Origin of the sequence: Streptomyces sp. NBC_00328 (assembly GCF_036139655.1) — a bacterium.
In the GTDB taxonomy this organism is placed as follows: domain Bacteria; phylum Actinomycetota; class Actinomycetes; order Streptomycetales; family Streptomycetaceae; genus Streptomyces.
In genome coordinates this window covers 5512083-5531457 of record NZ_CP108013.1, presented here as the reverse complement: position 1 = coordinate 5531457, position 19375 = coordinate 5512083, and the positions used below count along the sequence as shown (strand labels likewise).

Annotated in this window: 17 protein-coding genes; 9 read left to right on the top strand and 8 right to left on the bottom strand. The window is 71.6% G+C overall.

What is annotated here, in order from left to right:
• The first annotated feature begins 132 nt into the window (after window positions 1-132).
• Window positions 133-1287: an SAM-dependent methyltransferase gene (locus OG485_RS24245; RefSeq protein ID WP_328670673.1), complete on the top strand. Its 1155-nt coding sequence runs from the start codon at window positions 133-135 to the stop codon at window positions 1285-1287.
• Here the strand turns inward: OG485_RS24245 and OG485_RS24240 are convergent.
• Window positions 1252-2403, bottom strand: a complete 1152-nt coding sequence (locus tag OG485_RS24240; protein WP_328670672.1) for an NADH-quinone oxidoreductase subunit D — start codon at window positions 2401-2403, stop codon at window positions 1252-1254. The two genes, OG485_RS24245 and OG485_RS24240, sit on opposite strands and share 36 nt — an antisense overlap.
• A gap of 31 nt (window positions 2404-2434) precedes the next feature.
• Here OG485_RS24240 and OG485_RS24235 point away from each other — a divergent pair, with 31 nt between their 5' ends.
• Window positions 2435-2938, top strand: coding sequence for a PH domain-containing protein (locus OG485_RS24235; RefSeq protein ID WP_328670671.1), 504 nt, complete (start codon window positions 2435-2437; stop codon window positions 2936-2938).
• 125 nt (window positions 2939-3063) lie between these two features.
• Window positions 3064-4353, top strand: a complete 1290-nt coding sequence (locus OG485_RS24230; protein WP_443048938.1) for a PH domain-containing protein — start codon at window positions 3064-3066, stop codon at window positions 4351-4353.
• Window positions 4354-4520: 167 nt separating this feature from the next.
• Here OG485_RS24230 and OG485_RS24225 read toward each other — a convergent pair whose 3' ends face one another.
• A complete protein-coding gene (locus tag OG485_RS24225; protein WP_328670670.1) occupies window positions 4521-6245 on the bottom strand; it encodes a hypothetical protein in 1725 nt (574 codons plus the stop codon).
• 339 nt (window positions 6246-6584) lie between these two features.
• Complete coding sequence (locus OG485_RS24220; RefSeq protein ID WP_328670669.1) at window positions 6585-7715, bottom strand: alpha/beta hydrolase; 1131 nt, start codon at window positions 7713-7715, stop codon at window positions 6585-6587.
• A gap of 198 nt (window positions 7716-7913) precedes the next feature.
• On the opposite strand from OG485_RS24220, the gene OG485_RS24215 reads away from it, so the two are divergent.
• The 6 genes from OG485_RS24215 to OG485_RS24190 all read left to right on the top strand — a co-directional run bounded on the left by OG485_RS24215 (window position 7914) and on the right by OG485_RS24190 (window position 13021).
• A complete protein-coding gene (locus OG485_RS24215) occupies window positions 7914-9743 on the top strand; it encodes a phosphatidylglycerol lysyltransferase domain-containing protein (protein WP_443048750.1) in 1830 nt (609 codons plus the stop codon).
• A gap of 99 nt (window positions 9744-9842) precedes the next feature.
• Window positions 9843-10754 (top strand): dihydropteroate synthase, encoded by a 912-nt coding sequence (folP, locus tag OG485_RS24210; RefSeq protein WP_328670667.1) that lies wholly within the window; start codon window positions 9843-9845, stop codon window positions 10752-10754.
• Entirely contained in the window at window positions 10751-11245 is a 495-nt protein-coding gene (locus tag OG485_RS24205) for a nuclear transport factor 2 family protein (protein WP_328670666.1), read from the top strand. Before folP ends, OG485_RS24205 begins: the two co-directional genes overlap by 4 nt.
• A 246-nt stretch (window positions 11246-11491) precedes the next feature.
• Window positions 11492-11851: a dihydroneopterin aldolase gene (gene folB / locus OG485_RS24200; protein WP_037625942.1), complete on the top strand. Its 360-nt coding sequence runs from the start codon at window positions 11492-11494 to the stop codon at window positions 11849-11851.
• Window positions 11848-12459 carry a 2-amino-4-hydroxy-6-hydroxymethyldihydropteridine diphosphokinase gene (gene folK, locus OG485_RS24195; protein WP_328670665.1) on the top strand — a complete coding sequence of 204 codons (612 nt, stop codon included), beginning with the start codon at window positions 11848-11850 and terminating at the stop codon, window positions 12457-12459. The genes folB and folK overlap by 4 nt, the downstream gene beginning before the upstream one ends.
• 73 nt (window positions 12460-12532) lie before the next feature.
• Entirely contained in the window at window positions 12533-13021 is a 489-nt protein-coding gene (locus OG485_RS24190; protein ID WP_326786335.1) for a DUF3180 domain-containing protein, read from the top strand.
• Between the two features lie 84 nt (window positions 13022-13105).
• On the opposite strand, the gene folE is transcribed toward OG485_RS24190, so the two are convergent.
• The 5 genes from folE to OG485_RS24165 all read right to left on the bottom strand — a co-directional run bounded on the left by folE (window position 13106) and on the right by OG485_RS24165 (window position 19326).
• Window positions 13106-13711 (bottom strand): GTP cyclohydrolase I FolE, encoded by a 606-nt coding sequence (gene folE / locus OG485_RS24185; RefSeq protein WP_328670664.1) that lies wholly within the window; start codon window positions 13709-13711, stop codon window positions 13106-13108.
• A 145-nt stretch (window positions 13712-13856) separates the two neighbouring features.
• Entirely contained in the window at window positions 13857-15884 is a 2028-nt protein-coding gene (ftsH, locus tag OG485_RS24180; RefSeq protein ID WP_328670663.1) for an ATP-dependent zinc metalloprotease FtsH, read from the bottom strand.
• Window positions 15885-16094: 210 nt separating this feature from the next.
• Complete coding sequence (hpt, locus tag OG485_RS24175; protein WP_261704688.1) at window positions 16095-16655, bottom strand: hypoxanthine phosphoribosyltransferase; 561 nt, start codon at window positions 16653-16655, stop codon at window positions 16095-16097.
• Between the two features lie 165 nt (window positions 16656-16820).
• The gene (tilS, locus tag OG485_RS24170; protein WP_328670662.1) at window positions 16821-17984 is read right to left on the bottom strand and encodes a tRNA lysidine(34) synthetase TilS; all 1164 of its coding nucleotides are present in this window, start codon (window positions 17982-17984) and stop codon (window positions 16821-16823) included.
• Between the two features lie 193 nt (window positions 17985-18177).
• Window positions 18178-19326, bottom strand: a complete 1149-nt coding sequence (locus OG485_RS24165) for a zinc-dependent metalloprotease (protein ID WP_328670661.1) — start codon at window positions 19324-19326, stop codon at window positions 18178-18180.
• Window positions 19327-19375: the final 49 nt, after the last annotated feature.

The window sequence follows — 19375 nt, the reverse complement described above, 5'->3', positions numbered from 1 at the left end:
GACCGATCCGGGGCCGCCCCTCGTACTCCCCAAGGTGGATGTCCCTCCCTCCGGGACGCTCAAAAGGTGCCTTCCGCACCGGACCGGACCGCCCGGCCGGACCAGCGGAACGGCACCGCTTAGCCTGACCCCGTGGAACGTGCGGCGGCGGGTGAGTGGCGTGGGTGGCGCGAGGCGACGGAAACGGCGCTGTACGGCCCGGGGGGCTTCTACCGCCGGCCCGAGGGACCAGCCGGGCATTTCCGGACCTCGGTGCACGCCTCCCCGCTGTTCGCGGGGGCCGTGGCGCGCCTGCTGTGCCGCCTCGACGCGGCCCTCGGCCACCCGGATCCGCTGGCCTTCGTCGACATGGCCGCCGGCCGCGGCGAGCTGGTGACCGGGGTCCTCGCAGCTCTCCCCGCCGACGTGGCCGGCCGTGTGCGCGGGTACGCCGTCGAGCGGGCGGAGCGGCCGGCCGGTCTCGACCGGCGGATCTCCTGGCTCACCGAGCCGCCGCGCGGGATCACCGGGCTGCTCTTCGCCAACGAGTGGCTGGACAACGTGCCCGTGGACGTCGCCGAGGCCGGCCCGGACCGGGTGCCGCGCCGGGTCCTCGTCCGCGGCGACGGAACCGAACGCCTCGGGGAGCCCGTCACCGGGGAGGACGCCCGGTGGCTGCGGAACTGGTGGTGGCCGCCGGCCGGCGACCGGCCCGCACCAGGAGCGCGGCCGGACCCCGGACCCGCACAGGAAGCACCCCGAACACCGGGGGCGGACGGCTCTCCCGAAGCGCCCCTCGCGCCCGCCGAGGGCGCCCGTGCCGAGATCGGGCTCCCCCGGGACCTCGCCTGGGCCTCCGCCGTGGCCACGCTCGACCGGGGCCTCGCCGTCGCCGTCGACTACGCGCACGTCGCGGGCGGGCGGCCGCCCTTCGGGACGCTCACCGGCTTCCGGGAGGGACGCGAGACGGCGCCGGTACCGGACGGCTCGTGCGACATCACCGCGCATGTGGCGCTCGACGCGTGCGCGCTGCCCGGGGGCCGCGTGGTGACCCAGCGCGCGGCACTGCGCGCGCTGGGCGTGAGCGGCGCCCGCCCCCCGCTCACCCTCGCGACGACGGACCCTGCGGCCTATGTGCGCGCCCTCGCGGGTGCCGGGCAGGCGGCGGAACTCACCGCGCCGGGCGGGCTGGGCGACTTCGGCTGGCTGCTCCAGCCCGTCGGCTTCCCCGACCCGTTCCCCGACTCCCCCGACGCCGTCCTGCGCGACGCCCTACTTGTCGATGTCCCCGACCACGAAGAACAGTGACCCCAGGATCGCCACCATGTCGGCGACCAGCGTCCCGGGCAGCAGTTCGGCGAGCGCCTGGATGTTGTTGAAGGAGGCGGAGCGCAGCTTCAGCCGGTACGGGGTCTTCTCGCCCTTGCTGACGAGGTAGTAGCCGTTGATGCCGAGGGGGTTCTCGGTCCAGGCGTACGTGTGTCCCTCGGGCGCCTTCAGGACCTTCGGCAGACGCTGGTTGACCGGGCCGGGCGGCAGCTCGGCCAGCCGGTCGAGACAGGCGTCCGCGAGGTCCAGGGAGTTGTGCGTCTGCTCCAGGAGACACTCGAAGCGGGCCAGGCAGTCGCCCTCCTCGCGCGTGACGACCTTCAGGGTGTCCTGGAGCTCCCCGTACGCGAGGTAGGGCTCGTCGCGGCGCAGGTCGAAGTCGACACCGGAGGCCCGCGCGATGGGACCGCTCACGCCGTACGCGTGCACGGCCTCCGGCGAGAGGACGCCCACATCGCGCGTACGCCCCCGGAAGATCTCGTTGCCGAGCACCAGGTCGTCGTACACGCCCATCCGCGCGCGCAGCGCGGCGACGCAGGCACGCGCGCGGGTGGCCCATCCGGCCGGAAGGTCCTCCTTGAGACCGCCGACGCGGTTGAACATGTAGTGCATGCGCCCGCCGGAGATCTCCTCCATGACGTGCTGGAGCTCCTCGCGCTCCGTGAAGGCGTAGAAGATCGGGGTGATCCCGCCCAGCTCCAGGGGATAGGAGCCGAGGAACATCAGGTGGTTGAGGACCCGGTTGAGTTCCGCGAGCAGCGTGCGTGTCCACACCGCGCGCGGGGGGACCTCCATGCCGAGCATCCGCTCCACGGCGAGGACGACGCCCAGCTCGTTCGAGAAGGCCGACAGCCAGTCGTGGCGGTTGGCGAGCATGATGATCTGGCGGTAGTCGCGTGCCTCGAAGAGCTTCTCGGCGCCGCGGTGCATATAGCCGATGACCGGCTCCGCGTGCTGGATCCGCTCACCGTCGAGTACGAGCCGCAGGCGCAGCACGCCATGGGTCGAGGGGTGCTGGGGGCCGATGTTGAGCACCATGTCGGTGCTCTCGGCAGCGCCGCCGATGCCGACCATGGTCTCCGTCGTAGGAGTCATGGCCACAGTCTCTCGTACGTACGCTTGCCCCATGAATACGGGGAGCGCGCGGACCGACGAGAGCGCGATGCCGGAGCCGGTCTGGACCGGACTGCCTCCGGGGCTGCTGCGCATGCGACGACTGTTGCTGGTGGTGTGGCTGGGACTCCTGACGATCACCGTCGGCCTGCTCCTCGCTCTGTTCGCCGGTCCGGGCTGGGCGGCCTTCGCCCTGCTGCCGCTCGCCCTCGCCGCCTGGGGCTGGCACATGCTGGGGCGCAACTGGCGCTCCTGGCGATACGCGGAACGCGCGGACGACCTGCTGATCAGCCGGGGGGTGCTGTGGCGTGAGGAGACCGTGGTGCCGTACGGGCGCATGCAGCTCGTCGAGGTGACCTCCGGGCCCCTGGAACGCCACTTCGGGCTCGCCGGCGTGCAGCTGCACACGGCCGCCGCGGCCACCGACGCGCGCATCCCGGGTCTCGACCCGGCCGAGGCCGAGCGGCTGCGCGACCGGCTGACCGAACTGGGCGAGGCCCGATCGGCGGGCCTGTGAGCACGGCCTCCCCGGACTCCTCGGGGCACCCGTCCGCCGTGCCCGCGCCCGGCGTCCTCCCCGGCGCGACGGCCGTGCCGGACGACGAGGGTCCCGTACCGGAGGCCGTACCGGGGGAGAAGCCGCTGAAGCCGCTGTCCGAGCGGCGGCTGCATCCCGTGACCCCGTTCCGGCGAGCCTGGGCGCCGGTGGCCGTCCTCGCGGGCTGGGCCGTCCACGATCCGGGCCAGGCGCAGGAACAGCTCGCCCGGCTCACGACGACCGTGCTGCTCCTGGGGCTCGCAGTGATCGTCCCGGGCGCCGCCCTCTACGGCTTCATGAGCTGGTGGTTCACGCATTTCGCGGTGACCGACACCGAACTGCGCATCCGAACCGGCCTGTTGTTCCGCCGCACCGCGCACATCCGGCTCGAACGGCTCCAGGCCGTCGACATCACCCAGCCGCTGCTGGCCCGCGTCGCGGGCGTCGCCAAACTGAAGCTCGATGTCGTCGGGACCGACAAGAAGGACGAGCTGGCCTATCTGGGCGAGGGCGAGGCCCGCAAGCTGCGTGCCGAACTCCTCGCCCGGGCGGCCGGGTTCGCGCCCGAGTCCGTCCACGAGGTCGGCGAGGCACCGGTCCGGCAGCTCCTGCACGTCCCGCCCGGCGTCCTGGCCGCCTCCCTGCTGCTCACCGGTGCCACCTGGGCCTCCCTGGTCGCCGCGCTCGTCGTGCCCACGCTGCTGTGGTTCGCCACGCACAGCGCCTGGACGGTCCTCGCGACCGGACTGCCCCTGCTCGGAGCGGCGGGCGCCAGCAGCGTCGGGCGGTTCGTCGGTGAGTACGACTGGACGGTGGGCGAGTCGCCCGACGGCCTGCGCATCGATCACGGGCTCCTGGACCGGACGCACGAGACGGTGCCGCCCGGACGCGTGCAGACCGTACGGATTATCGAACCCCTGCTGTGGCGCGGCAGATGGGTGCGGGTCGAGCTGGACGTGGCCGGGTCCTCGAACTCGGTCCTCGTGCCCGTCGCTCCGCGCGAGGTCGCCGAGGCCGTGATCGCCGCCGTGCTGCCCGGTGTGACCGTTCCCGCGTCACTGGACCGGCCGCCGCGGCGGGCCGGCTGGTGCGTGCCGTTCTGGTGGCGCGGGTACGGACTCGCCGTCACCGGCACCGTGTTCGCCGCGCGCCGCGGGCTGATGCGGCGCCGCCTCTTCCTCGTCCCGCACGCCAAGGCGCAGAGCGTCCGGCTGACCCAGGGGCCCTGGGAGCGCTTCAGGGGGCTCGCCGACGTCCACATCGACGCCGGTGCCGGCAGGACGGTGACCGCGCGGCTGCGGGATGCCGCCGAGGCGGCGGAGCTCCTCCAGGCACAGGCGGACCGGTCCCGCACGGGCCGGCGGGAAGCCCGGCCGGACCGGTGGATGGCCTGAGGACCGCCGGGGCGGGGTCGGTACAGGTGCCGCGGACGCCCGGTGGGGACCGGCCGGGTGACGCGGGTCTCCGCCGGGGAGCGGGAACGGGAGCGGGAACGGGTGAGGGCAGTGGCGTCACGCCACTGCCCTCCCTTCGTCACGCCTGCCCGGCGGGAGCGTACGGCTCAGGAAGCCGCGCTCCGCAGCCCGCTCATGTCGATGTGCTCGGTCTCGTCGTGCTCGGTCAGGTCGATGACCTGGCGGTCGGCACCGTCCGTGGCCTCGCCCGCGGGCTTGAACCCGGACTCGGACCCGGACTCGGCCTTGTGCACGGCGAGCGCCTCCTGGCCGACCACGTCGGCGAGGTCCTCGTTCTGCACGGCCTCCATCGCGGCGGCGTCCGACTCCTCCGCCTGCGTACCGAAGAAGTCGAACCCTCCCTCGACCGAGGGGCGCCGCACGGGCGCGGTGTGCGGGACGACGGCCACCGCGGTCGGCACGGTGAAGTGCCCCGAGCGCTGGGCCGTCTTGGCGGGCGGAAGCGCCGCGCGCACCGGCGGTGCCGTCACGGCCCGGCGGGATGTCTCGGATGTGGCGGCGGTCGGAGACTCAGTCTCGGCGGCCGCGCGCTGGTGCTCGCGGGCCGCCTCGGGCTTCCCCTGCGCCCCACCCGCCTCCGCGACGGAATCCGCGGACGGACCCGTCTCGGTGGCCGGAGCTCCGTGCGGGGCGGCCTCGCCGTGCGTGACCGCGTTCCGCTCGGCCGCCGGGTCCCTGGTCGCGACCAGTTCCTTCGTGGCTGCCGCGCCCTTCCGCATCGCCGCGCGCTGCTTGGCCGCCGCGTCCCTCCTGACGGCCGCGTCCAGCGCGGACCCGCCCGGCGCGGGCACGTCGTTCAGGGACCTGGCCGTCGACGAACGGGCGTCGGGGGCCTGGACCGAGTCGGTGCCGGGGTCCGCGTCCGGCAGCGCGAGGGCCACGGACGTCGAGGCCGTCCGGGCCTCGGCGCCCTCCGCCTCCCGGCTGTCGCCCGCGACCCGGCTCGACGCCGCTCCGGCCCGCAGGAAGAGCGACGACCCGGCCGGGGAGAAGACCTCGGGGGACTCGTCGGTCCCGTTCCCGGCCTCCGCCCTCGCGTCCTCGTCGTCCTCCGTGTCCGGGTCGACCGTGTCCTCGTCCGGCGCCATGAAGGCCTCGATGGCATCCGACCCGCTTACGGACGCGGACACCCCGCCCCCGGAACCCTCGGACTGTGCGGTCTCTCCGGACGCCTCGGACTTCGCCGGTCCCTCGGACGCGTCCGGTCCTCCGGACGTCTCGCCCGACTCGGGCGCGTCCGGCGCTCCGGAGGAGTCCGTGGAGTCCGTGTCGTGGGCCTCCGGCGTGCCGGAGAGGTCCTCGGTCTCGACCTCGTCCGGAGCCGTCCGCGCGGCCGGCAGGGCCCGGGCCGGTACCGAAGCCTCTATGGCGAGCTGCCGGCGCCCCTCCAGGGCGGTGGCCCGCTCCGTCTCGGCCGTGGCGTACCGCCGCAGCAGCGCCGCGTGCTCGTTGCGCAGGCCGGCCAGCTCGGTGCGCTTGGCGCGCAGCTTCTGCTCCAGCTTGGCGCGCAGTTCGCGCGACTCCTCGAGATCCGTCTCCAGCTCGGCGACGCGTTCCTCATAACGCCACTCGTCGCTCGCACGCGCGCGCGTGAGGTCCGCGACGCGTTTGCCCGCCGCGGTGTCCCATTGGCGCAGGACGACCGCGCTGACGACCGCCGTCGCCGCGGCACCCGCGGCCAGGACACGGAGCGCGAACGCATCCGTGAACAGCCAGGGTCCTATGGCGCAGACGAGCGACACGCCGGCGATCGCCGAAGAAGGCAGCACCCTGTGCAAGGGCGGGGAATGGCGGTGGCGTCCACGTGGCATGGCCAGAAACTTACCGCGCGTAGGCGAATCTTGGTGGCCCGCACGGTAAAAACACAGTCTCCCCGGAGGCTTTGTCCCGTACCAGGCGCCTACAAGGCACACCGCTTGTCCCACAAAGCCCGTCACGCCCCCCGACCGCACCGGCTTCCCGGTCAATTCCGCCGCCTCAGAACGGTTCCCGAATCGTCATCTTCGGGCGCGGCATTCCCCCGGGGAGCGCCTTTCTCCGTACCGGGCAGTCCAATTCGTCCGCGGGGCGGACACGGCCCGGCGGGGCACGCCACGGACCGCGCGGGACCGCGCGGCGTCCGGGCCGCTCGACCCCCGGCGCGGCACGCGTCAGCGGTCGCTCAGGCGTCCGCTGAGCCACTGGAGGGCACCCGGAATCTCCCGCCGCCAGGTGTTGAAGTTGTGGCCACCGCTGTCGAGGATGATCGACGAGATCCTGGTGGGCTTCTTCGATTTCACCAGGTCTATGAAGTCGAGCGTGGCCCTGTAGTTGGATTCGCCCACCTTGCTGCTGGTGACGAGGAGCGAGGTGTCCGGGGCGGGCTTGTTCCTCAGGTACCAGCGCAGATCGGCGCTGTCGCGCAAGGCCTTGTCGCCCCGGAAGAGGTCGCCCGTCGTGCGGTCGATCGGCGCCTTGTAGTACGGCGACAGGCCTGCGCCTGCCGCGTACGTCCCGGGGTGGTGGACGGCGAGTTTGAGCGCGCAGTACCCGCCCGTCGAGTCGCCGATGATGCCCCAGCTCCGGGGCTTTGCGCCCACCCGGTAATGGGCCGACACGGCGTCGGGGAGGTCCTTGGCGAAGAAGGACTCCGTCTGCGGGCCGCCGGGGATGTCCACGCACTCGGTGTCCCGCGGCGGAGCGACGGTCGGCCGCAGCATCACCAGGATCATCGGCTGGCTCCTGCCGCTCCTGACCAAACGATTCTCCGTCTGCGGGAAATGCAGGGCCTTGATGAGTGCCCGGGCCGTGCCGGGATAGCCCGTCAGCACGGTCACCGCCGGGAACGTACGGGTCCGGTACCGCGGCTGGAAGTACTCCGGCGGCAGATACACGTACGCCGGTGTGGCGATCCGGGTCGTACGGCCGACGATGTCGATCTTCTGGATCTGGCCGCCGCTCCGCGGCCGGGCACCGCCCGAGACGGCCACCTGCTCGGTGTCCACGACCTGGAGGGGGCCGCCGCCCGGACCGCTCGCGCCGTTGTGGTCGACGACCACACCCTCGCCTCTCTCCCGGCCGAGAAGATCCGCCCAGCTGGCGTAGAACCCGAACGCCTGGTTGGCCGACAGCCCGATCGACGCGAACAGCATCACCTGGGTCGCCAGCAGCAGCCCGACACGTCCGCTGACGGACCGCCAGGTACGCCTGGCGAGCCGCGGCCACCACCACACCGTGCCGACGAAGAGCAGCACGGCGAGCAGGATCACCAGTACCAGCACCTTGTTGCTCGTGAGACCCATGAGCTGTTCCGCCTGCGCTTTCCGTCCCGGCCGTCCCGCCCATTGGCGAGCACTTGCCCTGGACTTTCCTTGCCTTTTGAACCGGCTTTCCTGAAGGGAGTGAACCTGTCTCCCCAAGACACCGTCCTAGAGGGCGCAATGTCGCCGGATGCCGGAATGGCGCCGGATTCACGGTCTCTCGCGGAACCACGGGATGCGATGTCTGTCAGGATAGATGGGGAATTGTCAGGTGGGGTTCCAGGCCGCACAGGCCGGACGCGGCGCGTACTGCGCGGTCCGAGCCCGGAGGCCGTCCCCGCCCTGATCGCCAGGGCCTGCACACTCGTAGGGCTCCTGGACATCGCCGCGGGCGTCTTCCCGCGCTTCCGTCACAGCCGTATGCACGCCCTGGCCGAGGTGCTGCCCGGCTCGTTCGGGCCCTTCGCCGCGGCGCTGTCGCTCAGCGCCGGCGTGCTCCTGCTGCTGCTCGCCCACGGGCTGCGGCGCCGCAAGCGCCGGGCATGGCGCGCCGCGGTCCTGCTGCTGCCCGCGGGTGCCGCCGCGCAGTTCGCGTACCGCCACTCGGTGATCGGCGTCGTCATCTCGGCCGCGCTGCTCGCCCCGCTGCTGCGCCACCGCGACGAGTTCGCCGCGCTGCCCGATCCACGCAGCCGCTGGCGCGCGCTCGCCAACTTCGTTCTCATGGGCGCCGGTTCCCTCGTCCTCGGACTCGTCATCGTCAGCGTCCACGAGGACCGCATGATCGGCGACCCGAGCCTGGCCGACCGCATCAGTCACGTCCTGTACGGCCTGGTCGGCTTCGAAGGCCCCGTCGACTACGCGGGACCCACGTCCTGGACCGTCGCCTTCTCCCTCGGCGCGCTCGGCTGGCTCACCGCCGTCACCACCGTCTACTTCGCCTTCCGGCCCGAACACCCCGCCGCCCGCCTCACGGAGGACGACGAGACCCGGCTGCGCGGCCTCCTGGACCGGCACGGCGGCCGCGACTCCCTCGGCCACTTCGCGCTCCGCCGCGACAAGGCGGTCGTCTTCTCGCCCAGCGGCAAGGCGGCGGTCACCTACCGGGTCGTCTCCGGGGTGATGCTCGCCAGCGGCGACCCCATCGGCGACGTGGAGGCCTGGCCCGGCGCGATCGAGCGCTTCATGGACGAGGCCAGGGCACACTCCTGGACACCCGCCGTCATGGGCTGCTCCGAGACCGGCGGCGAGGTGTGGACCCGCGAAACCGGCCTCGACGCCCTCGAACTCGGCGACGAGGCGGTGGTGGACGTCGCGGATTTCTCCCTGTCCGGGCGCGCGATGCGAAACGTGCGCCAGATGGTCAAGCGCATCGAGCGCGCCGGTTACGAGACCCGGGTACGGCGCATCCGTGACCTCGGCGAAGGCGAACTGGAGCGGATACGGCGCGCCGCGGAGGACTGGCGCGGCACCGACACCGAGCGAGGTTTCTCCATGGCGCTCGGCCGGATCGGTGACCCGTCCGACGGCGACTGTCTGATCGCCACGGCGCACAAGGCCGACGATCCGCCCGGCCCGTACGGCGATCTGAAGGCCGTCCTGCACTTCGTCCCGTGGGGCACGGACGGCGTGTCGCTCGACCTCATGCGCCGCGACCGCGCCGCCGACCCCGGTATGAACGAACTCCTCATCGTGGCGGCCCTCCAGGCGTCACCCCGCCTCGGCATCGAGAGGATCTCGCTCAACTTCGCGATGTTCCGCTCGGCGCTCGCGCGCGGCGAGAAGATCGGCGCGGGACCGGTGCTGCGCGCCTGGCGCGGACTGCTCGTGTTCCTGTCCCGCTGGTTCCAGATCGAGTCGCTGTACAAGTTCAACGCCAAGTTCCGCCCGCGCTGGGAGCCCCGCTTCGTGGTCTACGCCGCCTCCCGCGACCTCCCCCGCATCGGCCTCGCCGCCATGCAGGCCGAGGGCTTCGTGAACCTCGCCCTGCCCCGGATCCTGCGCCGCCGGGCACCGGCCCTCCGTCCCTGCGCCCACGCGCCCACGGAACGGGGGATCAGGGCGGCGTAGCCAGGTGGGCTCCGCCGGTCCCCGCCCCCTGGACCGGCGGAGCCCACGGGGCCCGTCAAGGGGCGATGAGGCCTCCCGTAAGGGGCCTAGGCTGGACGTATGAGTATTGAGCGCGGGCGCGGCCGAGTCGCGGGACTGCCGACGTGGGACCGCTGCGCGGTCATGGGGGTCGTGAACGTCACCCCCGATTCCTTCTCCGACGGCGGCCGCTGGTTCGACACGACGGCCGCGGTCAAGCACGGCCTCGGCCTGGTCGCCGAGGGCGCCGACCTCGTGGACGTGGGCGGCGAGTCCACCCGCCCCGGAGCCACCCGTGTCGACGAGGCCGAGGAGCTCAAGCGCGTCATCCCCGTCGTCCGCGGCCTCGCCTCCGAGGGCGTCACCGTCTCCGTGGACACGATGCGCGCCTCCGTCGCCGAGCGGTCGCTCGCCGCGGGCGCCGCCCTCGTCAACGACGTCAGCGGCGGCCTCGCCGACCCCGCGATGATCCCGGCCGTGGCGGCCGCGGGCGCCCCCTTCGTGGTCATGCACTGGCGCGGCCTCCTGGCGGGCGGCAACATCCAGGGGACGTACGAGGACGTCGTCTCCGAGGTCCTCGACGAACTCCACGCGCGCGTGGAGGCCGTCCTGGAGGGTGGCATCGCCCCCGACCGCGTCGTCGTCGACCCCGGGCTCGGCTTCTCCAAGGACCCCGAGCACGACCTGGCCCTCCTGGCCCACCTCGACCGTCTGAGCGGCCTCGGGCACCCCCTGCTGGTCGCCGCCTCCCGCAAGCGTTTCCTCGGCCGCGTCCTGGCCGGCCCCGAAGGCGCCCCGCCTCCCGCGCGCGAGCGCGACGCCGCCACCGCCGCCGTCTCGGCGATCGCCGCCCAGCAGGGCGCCTGGGCGGTCCGCGTGCACGAGGTACGGGCCACCGCCGACGCCGTACGGGTCGCCCGCGCCGTCGAGGGAGCCCGCTCTGGCGGGGCCCCCGACGCCGCCGGCGGTCCGGCCGTCGAGGGTGCCCGGTGAGCACACCCCGAACCGACATCGAGCAGGTCGAACTCGCCAACACGGCGTACTACGAGGCGATGGAACGGGGTGACTTCGAGGAGCTGACCTCGCTGTGGCTGGCCCCGCTGGACACCTCCGACGACGACTTCGAGGGCGAGGGCGCGGTCGTGTCCTGCGTCCACCCCGGCTGGCCCGTCCTCAACGGCCGCGGCGAGGTGCTCCGCTCGTACGCGCTGATCATGGCGAACACGGAGTACATCCAGTTCTTCCTCACCGACGTGCGCGTCTCCGTGTCCGGCGACACGGCCCTGGTGACCTGCACCGAGAACATCCTCAGCGGCGGTCCCGCGCCCGACGAGGGCGAAGAGCTCGGCCCGCTCGTCGGCCAGCTGGTCGTCGCCACGAACGTGTTCCGCCGTACCCCCGAGGGCTGGAAACTCTGGTCCCACCACGCCTCCCCCGTGCTGGCCGAGTCCGGTGAGGAAGAAGACGAGGACACCGCCGGTTGAGTGGGTATGCGGCCCGGGGAGAGCAATGGGTGATTGGAATCTCCGGTCCGGGGTAGGGGCGGCTACCAGCCCGTGAGCCGCAGCGTTCCCCGGGGGAAACGCCCGGTGAAGGCTTGTGGCCTTCGCCGGGGCGCAGTCCTCGCGGGCGAGCGTTGTCAGTGCCCGCAGGTAGATTCGTTCGAGGCCGGTGTGCCGACCGCATTCGGCGTACGAAGGCCTTCCCCGACAATTGCAGGAGTGATTCGCGTGGATCGTGTCGCGCTGCGCGGCCTCAAGGCCCGCGGGCACCACGGCGTCTTCCAGAAGGAGCGCGAGGAGGGCCAGACCTTCATCGTGGACCTCACGCTGGGCCTGGACACCCGCCCGGCCGCGGCCGACGACGACCTGGCGAAGACCGTGCACTACGGCATCGTGGCGGAAGAGGTCGTCGCCGTGGTCGAGGGCGAGCCGGTCGATCTCATCGAGACGCTCGCCGAGCGCATCGCCCAGACGTGTCTCAAGCACGACGGGGTACAGGAGGTCGAGGTCTGCGTCCACAAACCGGACGCGCCCATCACGGTCCCCTTCGACGACGTGACCGTCACGATCATCCGGAGCCGAGTATGACCACGTCCTTCACCGAGGGTCAGAGCGACCCGACCGTCCAGCCGGTGCCCGCCTCCGTGGTCGAGCAGGTCGACGCCGCCGACACGACCCTGAGCAACCCCAAACGCGCGGTGATCTCGCTCGGCTCGAACCTGGGCAACCGCCTGGAGAACCTCCAGGGAGCCGTCGACGCCCTGGAGGACACCCCGGGCGTCCGGGTCAAAGCGGTCTCCCCCGTCTACGAGACCGAGCCGTGGGGGGTCGAACCGGGCAGCCAGCCCTCGTACTTGAACGCGGTCGTGGTGCTCAGGACCACCCTCCCGCCGTCCTCGCTCCTGGAGCGGGCCCACGCGGTCGAGGAGGCCTTCCACCGCGTACGGGACGAGCGCTGGGGCCCGCGCACGATCGACGTCGACATCGTGGCGTACGCCGATGTCGTCTCCGACGACCCGGTGCTGACCCTCCCTCACCCCCGCGCCCACGAGAGGGCCTTCGTCCTCGCCCCCTGGCACGACGTGGATCCCGAGGCACAGCTCGCCGGCCACGGCGCCGTCGCCCGGCTCCTGGACACCATCACCAGGGACGATGTCACGGCCCGCGCCGACCTGGAACTCCGGCTGCCCGAGTAGTCGTTAAGGTCAAGACGACCACTGGCCGGCCCCGACACGGGCACGGCCGCACGCGGGCTACCGAAGGGGCAACGTGAAACAGCTGCGGATCAGGACACTGGCTGCCGTGTTCGTGGTGGCCGGAGTGCTGTCCTGGGCGGGCGCCCGCCTGTGGAACGCGGTGGGCACACTTCCCCGGGTCCCGCTGGCCGCCCCCATCGTCCTCGCCCTGATCGCGATCGTCCTCCTCGCCACAGCCCTGTCGCTGCGCGCCCGCCTCAAGGCCCAGCGCGAGCGCCGCCCCGGCGCCAAGGGCGTCGATCCGCTGATGGCCGCCCGCGCGGTCGTCTTCGGTCAGGCGAGCGCCCTGGTGGCCGCCCTGGTGGCGGGCATGTACGGCGGCACCGGCGTCTTCCTCCTGGGATGGCTGGAGGACCCCGCCCGCCGCGACCAGGCCATCTACGCCGGCCTCTCCGTCCTCGCCGGAATCGGCGTGATAGCGGCCGCCTTCTTCCTGGAACGCGTCTGCAGACTCCCGGAGGACGACGACCAGCACCGCGACGGGACGGCCCCGGTGGCGTAGTCCGGCACCGGGCGCCAAGTCCCCGCGGGTGTCGTCCGGATCGGTTCGGTGGATCGCCCGGAGCGGGCCGCGGTCTAGCGGGGTCTATCGGGCCATGATCAGGCTCATCGCCTCGTTGCGGGTCGCGGCGTCCCGCAGCTGTCCGCGCACCGCCGACGTGATGGTCTTCGCACCGGGCTTGCGGATGCCGCGCATGGACATGCACATGTGCTCGCACTCGATGACCACGATCACGCCGCGCGGCTCCAGGATCTCCATCAGGGAGTCGGCGATCTGCGTCGTCAGCCGCTCCTGGACCTGGGGACGACGGGCGTAGACGTCGACGAGACGGGCCAGCTTGGACAGGCCGGTGATCTTGCCGCTGGTGGACGGGATGTAGCCGACGTGCGCGACACCCCGGAACGGGACCAGGTGGTGCTCACAGGTGCTGAACACCTCGATGTCCTTCACCAGGACCATCTCGTCGTGGCCCAGGTCGAACGTCGTCGTCAGCACGTCCTCCGGCCGCTGCAGCAGGCCCGCGAATATCTCCTTGTACGCCCGCGCCACCCGCGCCGGCGTCTCCCGCAGGCCCTCGCGGTCCGGGTCCTCGCCGACCGCGATCAGGAGCTCCCGTACGGCGTTCTCGGCACGCTTCTCGTCGAACTCGCCGATCACGCCCTCGCCGTCCAGCGTCACGGGGTCGGTCATCTGGTCCTCGTTCCTGTGGATCCTGCACGTGTCTCGACGCGTCCGAAAGGTGCGGGCACACGAAAATGCCGCGCCCCCCAGGCTAGAACCTGGGGGGCGCGGCATCCATTCCGGGCCTGGTGAGGCCGCCCGGAGCCGAGCGGACTCAGCTGTCGGTGCGGTCCTCCGGGGCCGTCTCCGTGACCGGGACGGACTCCGTCGCGGTGGCGATGGCCGCCGTCGATCCGTTCGCCCCGTTCGTCAGCGACAGCTCCTTGGGGGAGAGCACCGGCGGGCGGGTGGACGGGGTACGACGGGAGGAGCCGGTCCACGCGGGGCGGGCCGGGCGCTTCACGATGGGAGCGAAGACCTCGGCGATCTGCTCCTTGCTCAGCGTCTCCTTCTCCAGCAGCTGGAGCACCAGCGCGTCGAGGACGTCGCGGTTCTCGACCAGGATCTCCCAGGCCTCGTTGTGCGCGTTCTCGATGAGCTTCTTGACCTCTTCGTCGACGAGCGCGGCGACCTCTTCCGAGTAGTCGCGCGGGTGCGACATCTCCCGGCCCAGGAAGGGCTCGGTGTTGTCGCCGCCGAACTTGATCGCGCCGAGACGCTCGGTCATGCCGTACTGCGTGACCATCGAACGAGCGGTGGCCGTGGCCTTCTCGATGTCGTTCGCGGCACCGGTGGTCGGGTCGTGGAAGACGAGCTCCTCGGCCGCGCGGCCGCCCAGCATGTACGCGAGCTGGTCCAGCATCTCGTTGCGCGTCGTGGAGTACCTGTCCTCGTCCGGCAGGACCATCGTGTAGCCGAGGGCACGGCCGCGCGACAGGATCGTGATCTTGTGGACCGGGTCGGAGTTCGGGGAAGCCGCCGCGACCAGGGCGTGTCCGCCCTCGTGGTACGCGGTGATCTTCTTCTCCTTGTCCGACATGATCCGGGTCCGCTTCTGCGGGCCCGCGACCACGCGGTCGATCGCCTCGTCCAGCATGGAGTTGTCGACCAGCTTCTGGTTGCTGCGCGCGGTGAGCAGCGCCGCTTCGTTCAGCACGTTCGCCAGGTCGGCACCGGTGAAGCCGGGGGTCCGGCGAGCCACCGCGGAAAGGTCGACGTCCGGAGCGACCGGCTTGCCCTTCTGGTGAACCTTGAGGATCTCCAGACGGCCCTGCATGTCCGGACGGTCGACCGCGATCTGACGGTCGAAGCGGCCGGGGCGCAGGAGGGCCGGGTCGAGGATGTCGGGCCGGTTCGTGGCGGCGATCAGGATGACGCCGCCCTTCACGTCGAAGCCGTCCATCTCGACGAGCAGTTGGTTGAGGGTCTGCTCGCGCTCGTCGTGACCACCGCCGAGGCCGGCGCCGCGATGGCGGCCGACCGCGTCGATCTCGTCGACGAAGACGATCGCCGGAGCGTTCGCCTTGGCCTGCTCGAACAGGTCACGGACTCGGGAGGCACCGACGCCGACGAACATCTCGACGAAGTCGGAACCCGAGATCGAGTAGAAGGGAACGCCGGCTTCGCCCGCGACGGCGCGTGCGAGGAGCGTCTTGCCCGTACCAGGAGGCCCGTAGAGCAGGACGCCCTTGGGGATCTTCGCGCCGACGGCCTGGAACTTCGCCGGCTCCTGGAGGAACTCCTTGATCTCCTGGAGCTCCTCGACGGCCTCGTCCGAGCCCGCCACGTCCGAGAACGTCGTCTTCGGGGTGTCCTTGGTGATGAGCTTCGCCTTGGACTTCCCGAAGTTCATGACCCGGGAGCCGCCACCCTGCATCTGGTTCATCAGGAACAGGAAGACGACGACGATGAGGACGAAGGGAAGCAGGGACAGCAGGATGCCCACGAAGGGGTTCTGCTTGGACGGCGAGACGGTGTAGCCGTCCGGGATCTGCTTGTTCTGGTACTTGTCCTGCAGTGTGTTGGCCAGGGCCACGCCCTGGTCGCCGATGTAACTCGCCTGGATCTTCGAGCTGCCGTCAACCTTCTCGCCGTCCTTCAGCGAGACCTTGATGACCTGCTCGTCACCGGTGGTGATCTTGGCCGACTCGACCTGGTTGTCATTGATCGCCTTGACGACCTGGCCGGTGTCCACCGTCTTGTAGCCGCCGGACGAACCGACGACCTGCATCAACACGACCACGGCAAGGACGGCCAGCACGATCCACATGACCGGCCCACGGAAGTATCGCTTCACGTCCATCCATACGGAGCGGAGCCGCCCCGTCCCTCCTGCCATAGTGAGTTTGATAAAGACTGTTCTTCGGACGGTACCCCAGCATTGTCACCCGAAGCCGCAGGGGACTGCTGGCAATCCCGTCCACGAATGCTCCAACGGCGCGAAACCCGCTGGGGTTCCCGATCCGTCCCACGAGGACTGAGCCGACTGAGCCGCCCTCAGGAAGAGTGCGGCTCAGCCGCCGTAGACGTGAGGCGCGAGCGTACCGACGAACGGGAGGTTGCGGTACTTCTCGGCGTAGTCGAGGCCGTAGCCGATGACGAACTCGTTCGGGATGTCGAAGCCGACCCACTCGACGTCGATCGCGACCTTGGCCGCGTCCGGCTTGCGCAGCAGCGTGCACACCTTGAGCGAGGCGGGCTCGCGGGAGCCGAGGTTGGAGATCAGCCAGGACAGGGTCAGCCCGGAGTCGATGATGTCCTCGACGATCAGGACGTGCTTGCCCTTGATGTCGGTGTCCAGGTCCTTGAGGATCCGCACCACGCCGGAGGACTGGGTGCCCGCGCCGTACGACGACACGGCCATCCAGTCCATCGTGACGGGGGTGGACAGCGCACGCGCGAGGTCCGCCATGACCATCACGGCACCCTTGAGCACCCCGACGATCAGCAGGTCCTTGCCCGCGTACTCCGCGTCGATCTTCGCGGCCAGCTCGACCAGCTTCGCGTCGATCTCTTCCTTGGTGATGAGCACCGACTTGAGGTCGGTACCCATGTCTTTCGCGTCCACCCGCATCACTTTCGGTCGTCCGTCCCACTTTTTTGGGCTCGTCACCTACAGGGCGCCATGTAACCGGCGACGGTCCCCTTCGGCTCTCCCGCGCGGCCGTTCGGACCACCCGCGACCCGAGTGAAGGGGTCCCGGGGAGCCGCGTGAGCGGCCCCGGTGCAGGGTCCGGTTTCAGCCTTGCCGAATCACCAGTCTGCCACCCTGGCGCTGGGCGACGACTTTGCCCGGGAGATTGATGGCCCCCTGACCGCGCCATCCGGTGATCAGCCGGTCGATCTCCTCGATGTGCCGGGCGAACAGCGAACCGGCCGGAGCACCCGCCTCGATGGCCGCGCGGCGCAGGATCCGGCGGCGCACTGCGGGCGGCAGGGCGTAGAGCTTGGCGCACTCCAGAAGGCCGGCCGCGTCGCGTACGGACGCCTCGGCCTGGCTGGCCCACGCGTCGAGGGCGTCGGCATCGTCCCGGGAGAGCTGGGCCGTACGGGCGAGAGCCTCGACGACTCCTTTGCCCAGGGCCTTCTCTAGGGCGGGCAGACCCTCGTGGCGGAGCCGGGAGCGGGTGTAGGCCGGATCGGCGTTGTGCGGGTCGTCCCAGACGGGCAGCGACTGGACCATGCAGGCCTTGCGGGCGGTCTGCCGGTCCAGGTGCAGGAAGGGACGGCGGTAGCGGCCGTCGGCCCCCGAGACCGCGGCCATTCCGGACAGGGAGCGGATGCCGGAGCCGCGGGCGAGGCCGAGCAGGACCGTCTCGGCCTGGTCGTCACGTGTGTGGCCGAGGAGGATCGCGGTGGCGCCGTGGCGTTCGGCGGCGGAGTCCAGGGCGGCGTACCGGGCGTCGCGCGCGGCGGCCTCGGGGCCTCCGTCGCGGCCGACGGTGACGGCGATCGACTCGGCCGGGGCGAGCCCCAGCTCGGTGAGGCGCAGCACGACTTCGTCGGCGCGCAGCTCGGAGCCCGCCTGCAGACCGTGGTCGACGGTGACGCCACCGGCGCGGATGCCGAGTTTGGGGGCTTCGAAGGCGAGGGCGGAGGCGAGCGCCATGGAGTCGGCGCCGCCGGAGCAGGCGACGAGCACGAGCGGCGCCGGGGCGGCGTCCTCGCCGGGACGGGGCCGGGCGCTCGTGCGGTTCTGGTCGTGCGGGGCGCGCGCGGGAGCGGCGACGCTGCGCCGCGTTCCGGGGGCGGGGACGCGTTCCGCGTCGGGCGCGCAGGGGCGCGCGGCACCGCGTGCGGGCGTGCGCCGGGTGTCGTGGGCGGGCGGTTGCTCGGTCAGGATGTCGTGGAGTACGCGGCGGACCGCCAGGCGTATCGCCGCGACCGCAGGATGGGGACCCATGTCCGGTTCCCTTCATGAAGTTTTCGGGGGGTTAGCCCGGGGATCTGTCACTCAGAGTGTGTAGATGGTGACAGAGCCGGGGCGTTCCCCGAGCATTGCACGCCTACCCGTGCTCCACGGTCCCTCGGATGGGTGATAGCGGGAGCGTTTGCCTGCCATCGGCCGGATTCGTTTCACCACCCTCCGGGAGGCTTCACGACTCCGTCCTGCGGTGCACCCGCGCGACCCAATCCGCCGGTTTGGCGATCTCCGCCTTGGTCGGGAGCGTGTTCGGAGAGGTCCACACACGGTTGAAGCCGTCCATGCCGACCTCGTCGACGACCGCCCGTACGAACCGCTCGCCGTCCTTGTACTGCCTGAGCTTGGCGTCCAGGCCGAGCAGTTTGCGCAGGGCCAGGTCGAGGCGGGAGGCGCCCTTGGCGCGGCGCTGCTGGAACTTCTCGCGGATCTCGGCGACGGAGGGGACCACGGCGGGCCCGACGCCGTCCATCACGAAGTCGGCGTGTCCCTCCAGGAGGGACATCACGGCGGTGAGCCGGCCGAGGATCTCGCGCTGGGCGGGCGTCTGCACGATTTCCACGAGGGAACGTCCGCCGTCGTCCTCCTCGGTGTCGGGGCGGGAGCCGGAGAGCGACTGCGCGGCCTCCCTGATGCGCTCCAGGACGGTCATGGGGTCGACCTCGGTCTCCCCCAAGAACGACTGGATTTCGCCCTCCAGGTGGTCGCGCAGCCAGGGCACGGCCGTGAACTGGGTGCGGTGCGTCTCCTCGTGGAGGCACACCCACAGGCGGAAGTCGTGGGGCTGGACGTCGAGTTCACGCTCGACGTGCACGATGTTCGGGGCGACCAGCAGGAGCCTGCCGCCGCCGCTGCCGGAGGCGGTGGGCGCCCCCGCGGGCAGGTCCCGGGTCGCGGGCGCGAACGTCTCGTACTGCCCGAGGACCCGCGAGGACAGGAACGACAGCAGCATGCCCAGTTCGACGCCGGTGACCTTGCCACCGACGGCTCCGAGGACGGCTCCGCCGGTGCCGCTCCCGCGTCGTTCCTGCATCTTGTCCAGAAGGGGCTTGAGGATCTCCCGGAACCCGGCGACGTTGGCCCGGACCCAGCCGGGGCGGTCGACGACGAGTACGGGGGTGTCGTGGACGACGTCCGCACCCAAACGGGTGAAGCCCCGGACGTGTTCCTCCGAGGCCTTCGCGTGCCGGCGCAGCTCGGCGACGATCGCCCGGGCCTCGTCGCGGCTCACCTCCGGGCCCGGCCGTACGAGCCGGGTCGCGGTCGCCACCGCGAGATTCCAGTCGACCATCCCAGTAGATGCAGCACCACCGATGCTCGTCATGCGTCAACCGTACGTGAGCGGGTCCGGCTGCGGTGAGGGTCCGACACCG

What these genes read in the sequence shown, in the direction of transcription:
- OG485_RS24165 (WP_328670661.1), bottom strand. Translation starts at nt 19,326, where the DNA reads ATGACGAGCATCGGTGGTGCTGCATCTACTGGGATGGTCGACTGGAAT.
- OG485_RS24215 (WP_443048750.1), top strand. Translation starts at nt 7,914, where the DNA reads ATGTCTGTCAGGATAGATGGGGAATTGTCAGGTGGGGTTCCAGGCCGC.
- folP (WP_328670667.1), top strand. Translation starts at nt 9,843, where the DNA reads ATGAGTATTGAGCGCGGGCGCGGCCGAGTCGCGGGACTGCCGACGTGG.
- OG485_RS24240 (WP_328670672.1), bottom strand. Translation starts at nt 2,403, where the DNA reads ATGACTCCTACGACGGAGACCATGGTCGGCATCGGCGGCGCTGCCGAG.
- OG485_RS24235 (WP_328670671.1), top strand. Translation starts at nt 2,435, where the DNA reads ATGAATACGGGGAGCGCGCGGACCGACGAGAGCGCGATGCCGGAGCCG.
- folE (WP_328670664.1), bottom strand. Translation starts at nt 13,711, where the DNA reads ATGACCGACCCCGTGACGCTGGACGGCGAGGGCGTGATCGGCGAGTTC.
- ftsH (WP_328670663.1), bottom strand. Translation starts at nt 15,884, where the DNA reads ATGGACGTGAAGCGATACTTCCGTGGGCCGGTCATGTGGATCGTGCTG.
- OG485_RS24220 (WP_328670669.1), bottom strand. Translation starts at nt 7,715, where the DNA reads ATGGGTCTCACGAGCAACAAGGTGCTGGTACTGGTGATCCTGCTCGCC.
- folK (WP_328670665.1), top strand. Translation starts at nt 11,848, where the DNA reads ATGACCACGTCCTTCACCGAGGGTCAGAGCGACCCGACCGTCCAGCCG.
- OG485_RS24225 (WP_328670670.1), bottom strand. Translation starts at nt 6,245, where the DNA reads ATGCCACGTGGACGCCACCGCCATTCCCCGCCCTTGCACAGGGTGCTG.
- hpt (WP_261704688.1), bottom strand. Translation starts at nt 16,655, where the DNA reads ATGCGGGTGGACGCGAAAGACATGGGTACCGACCTCAAGTCGGTGCTC.
- tilS (WP_328670662.1), bottom strand. Translation starts at nt 17,984, where the DNA reads ATGGGTCCCCATCCTGCGGTCGCGGCGATACGCCTGGCGGTCCGCCGC.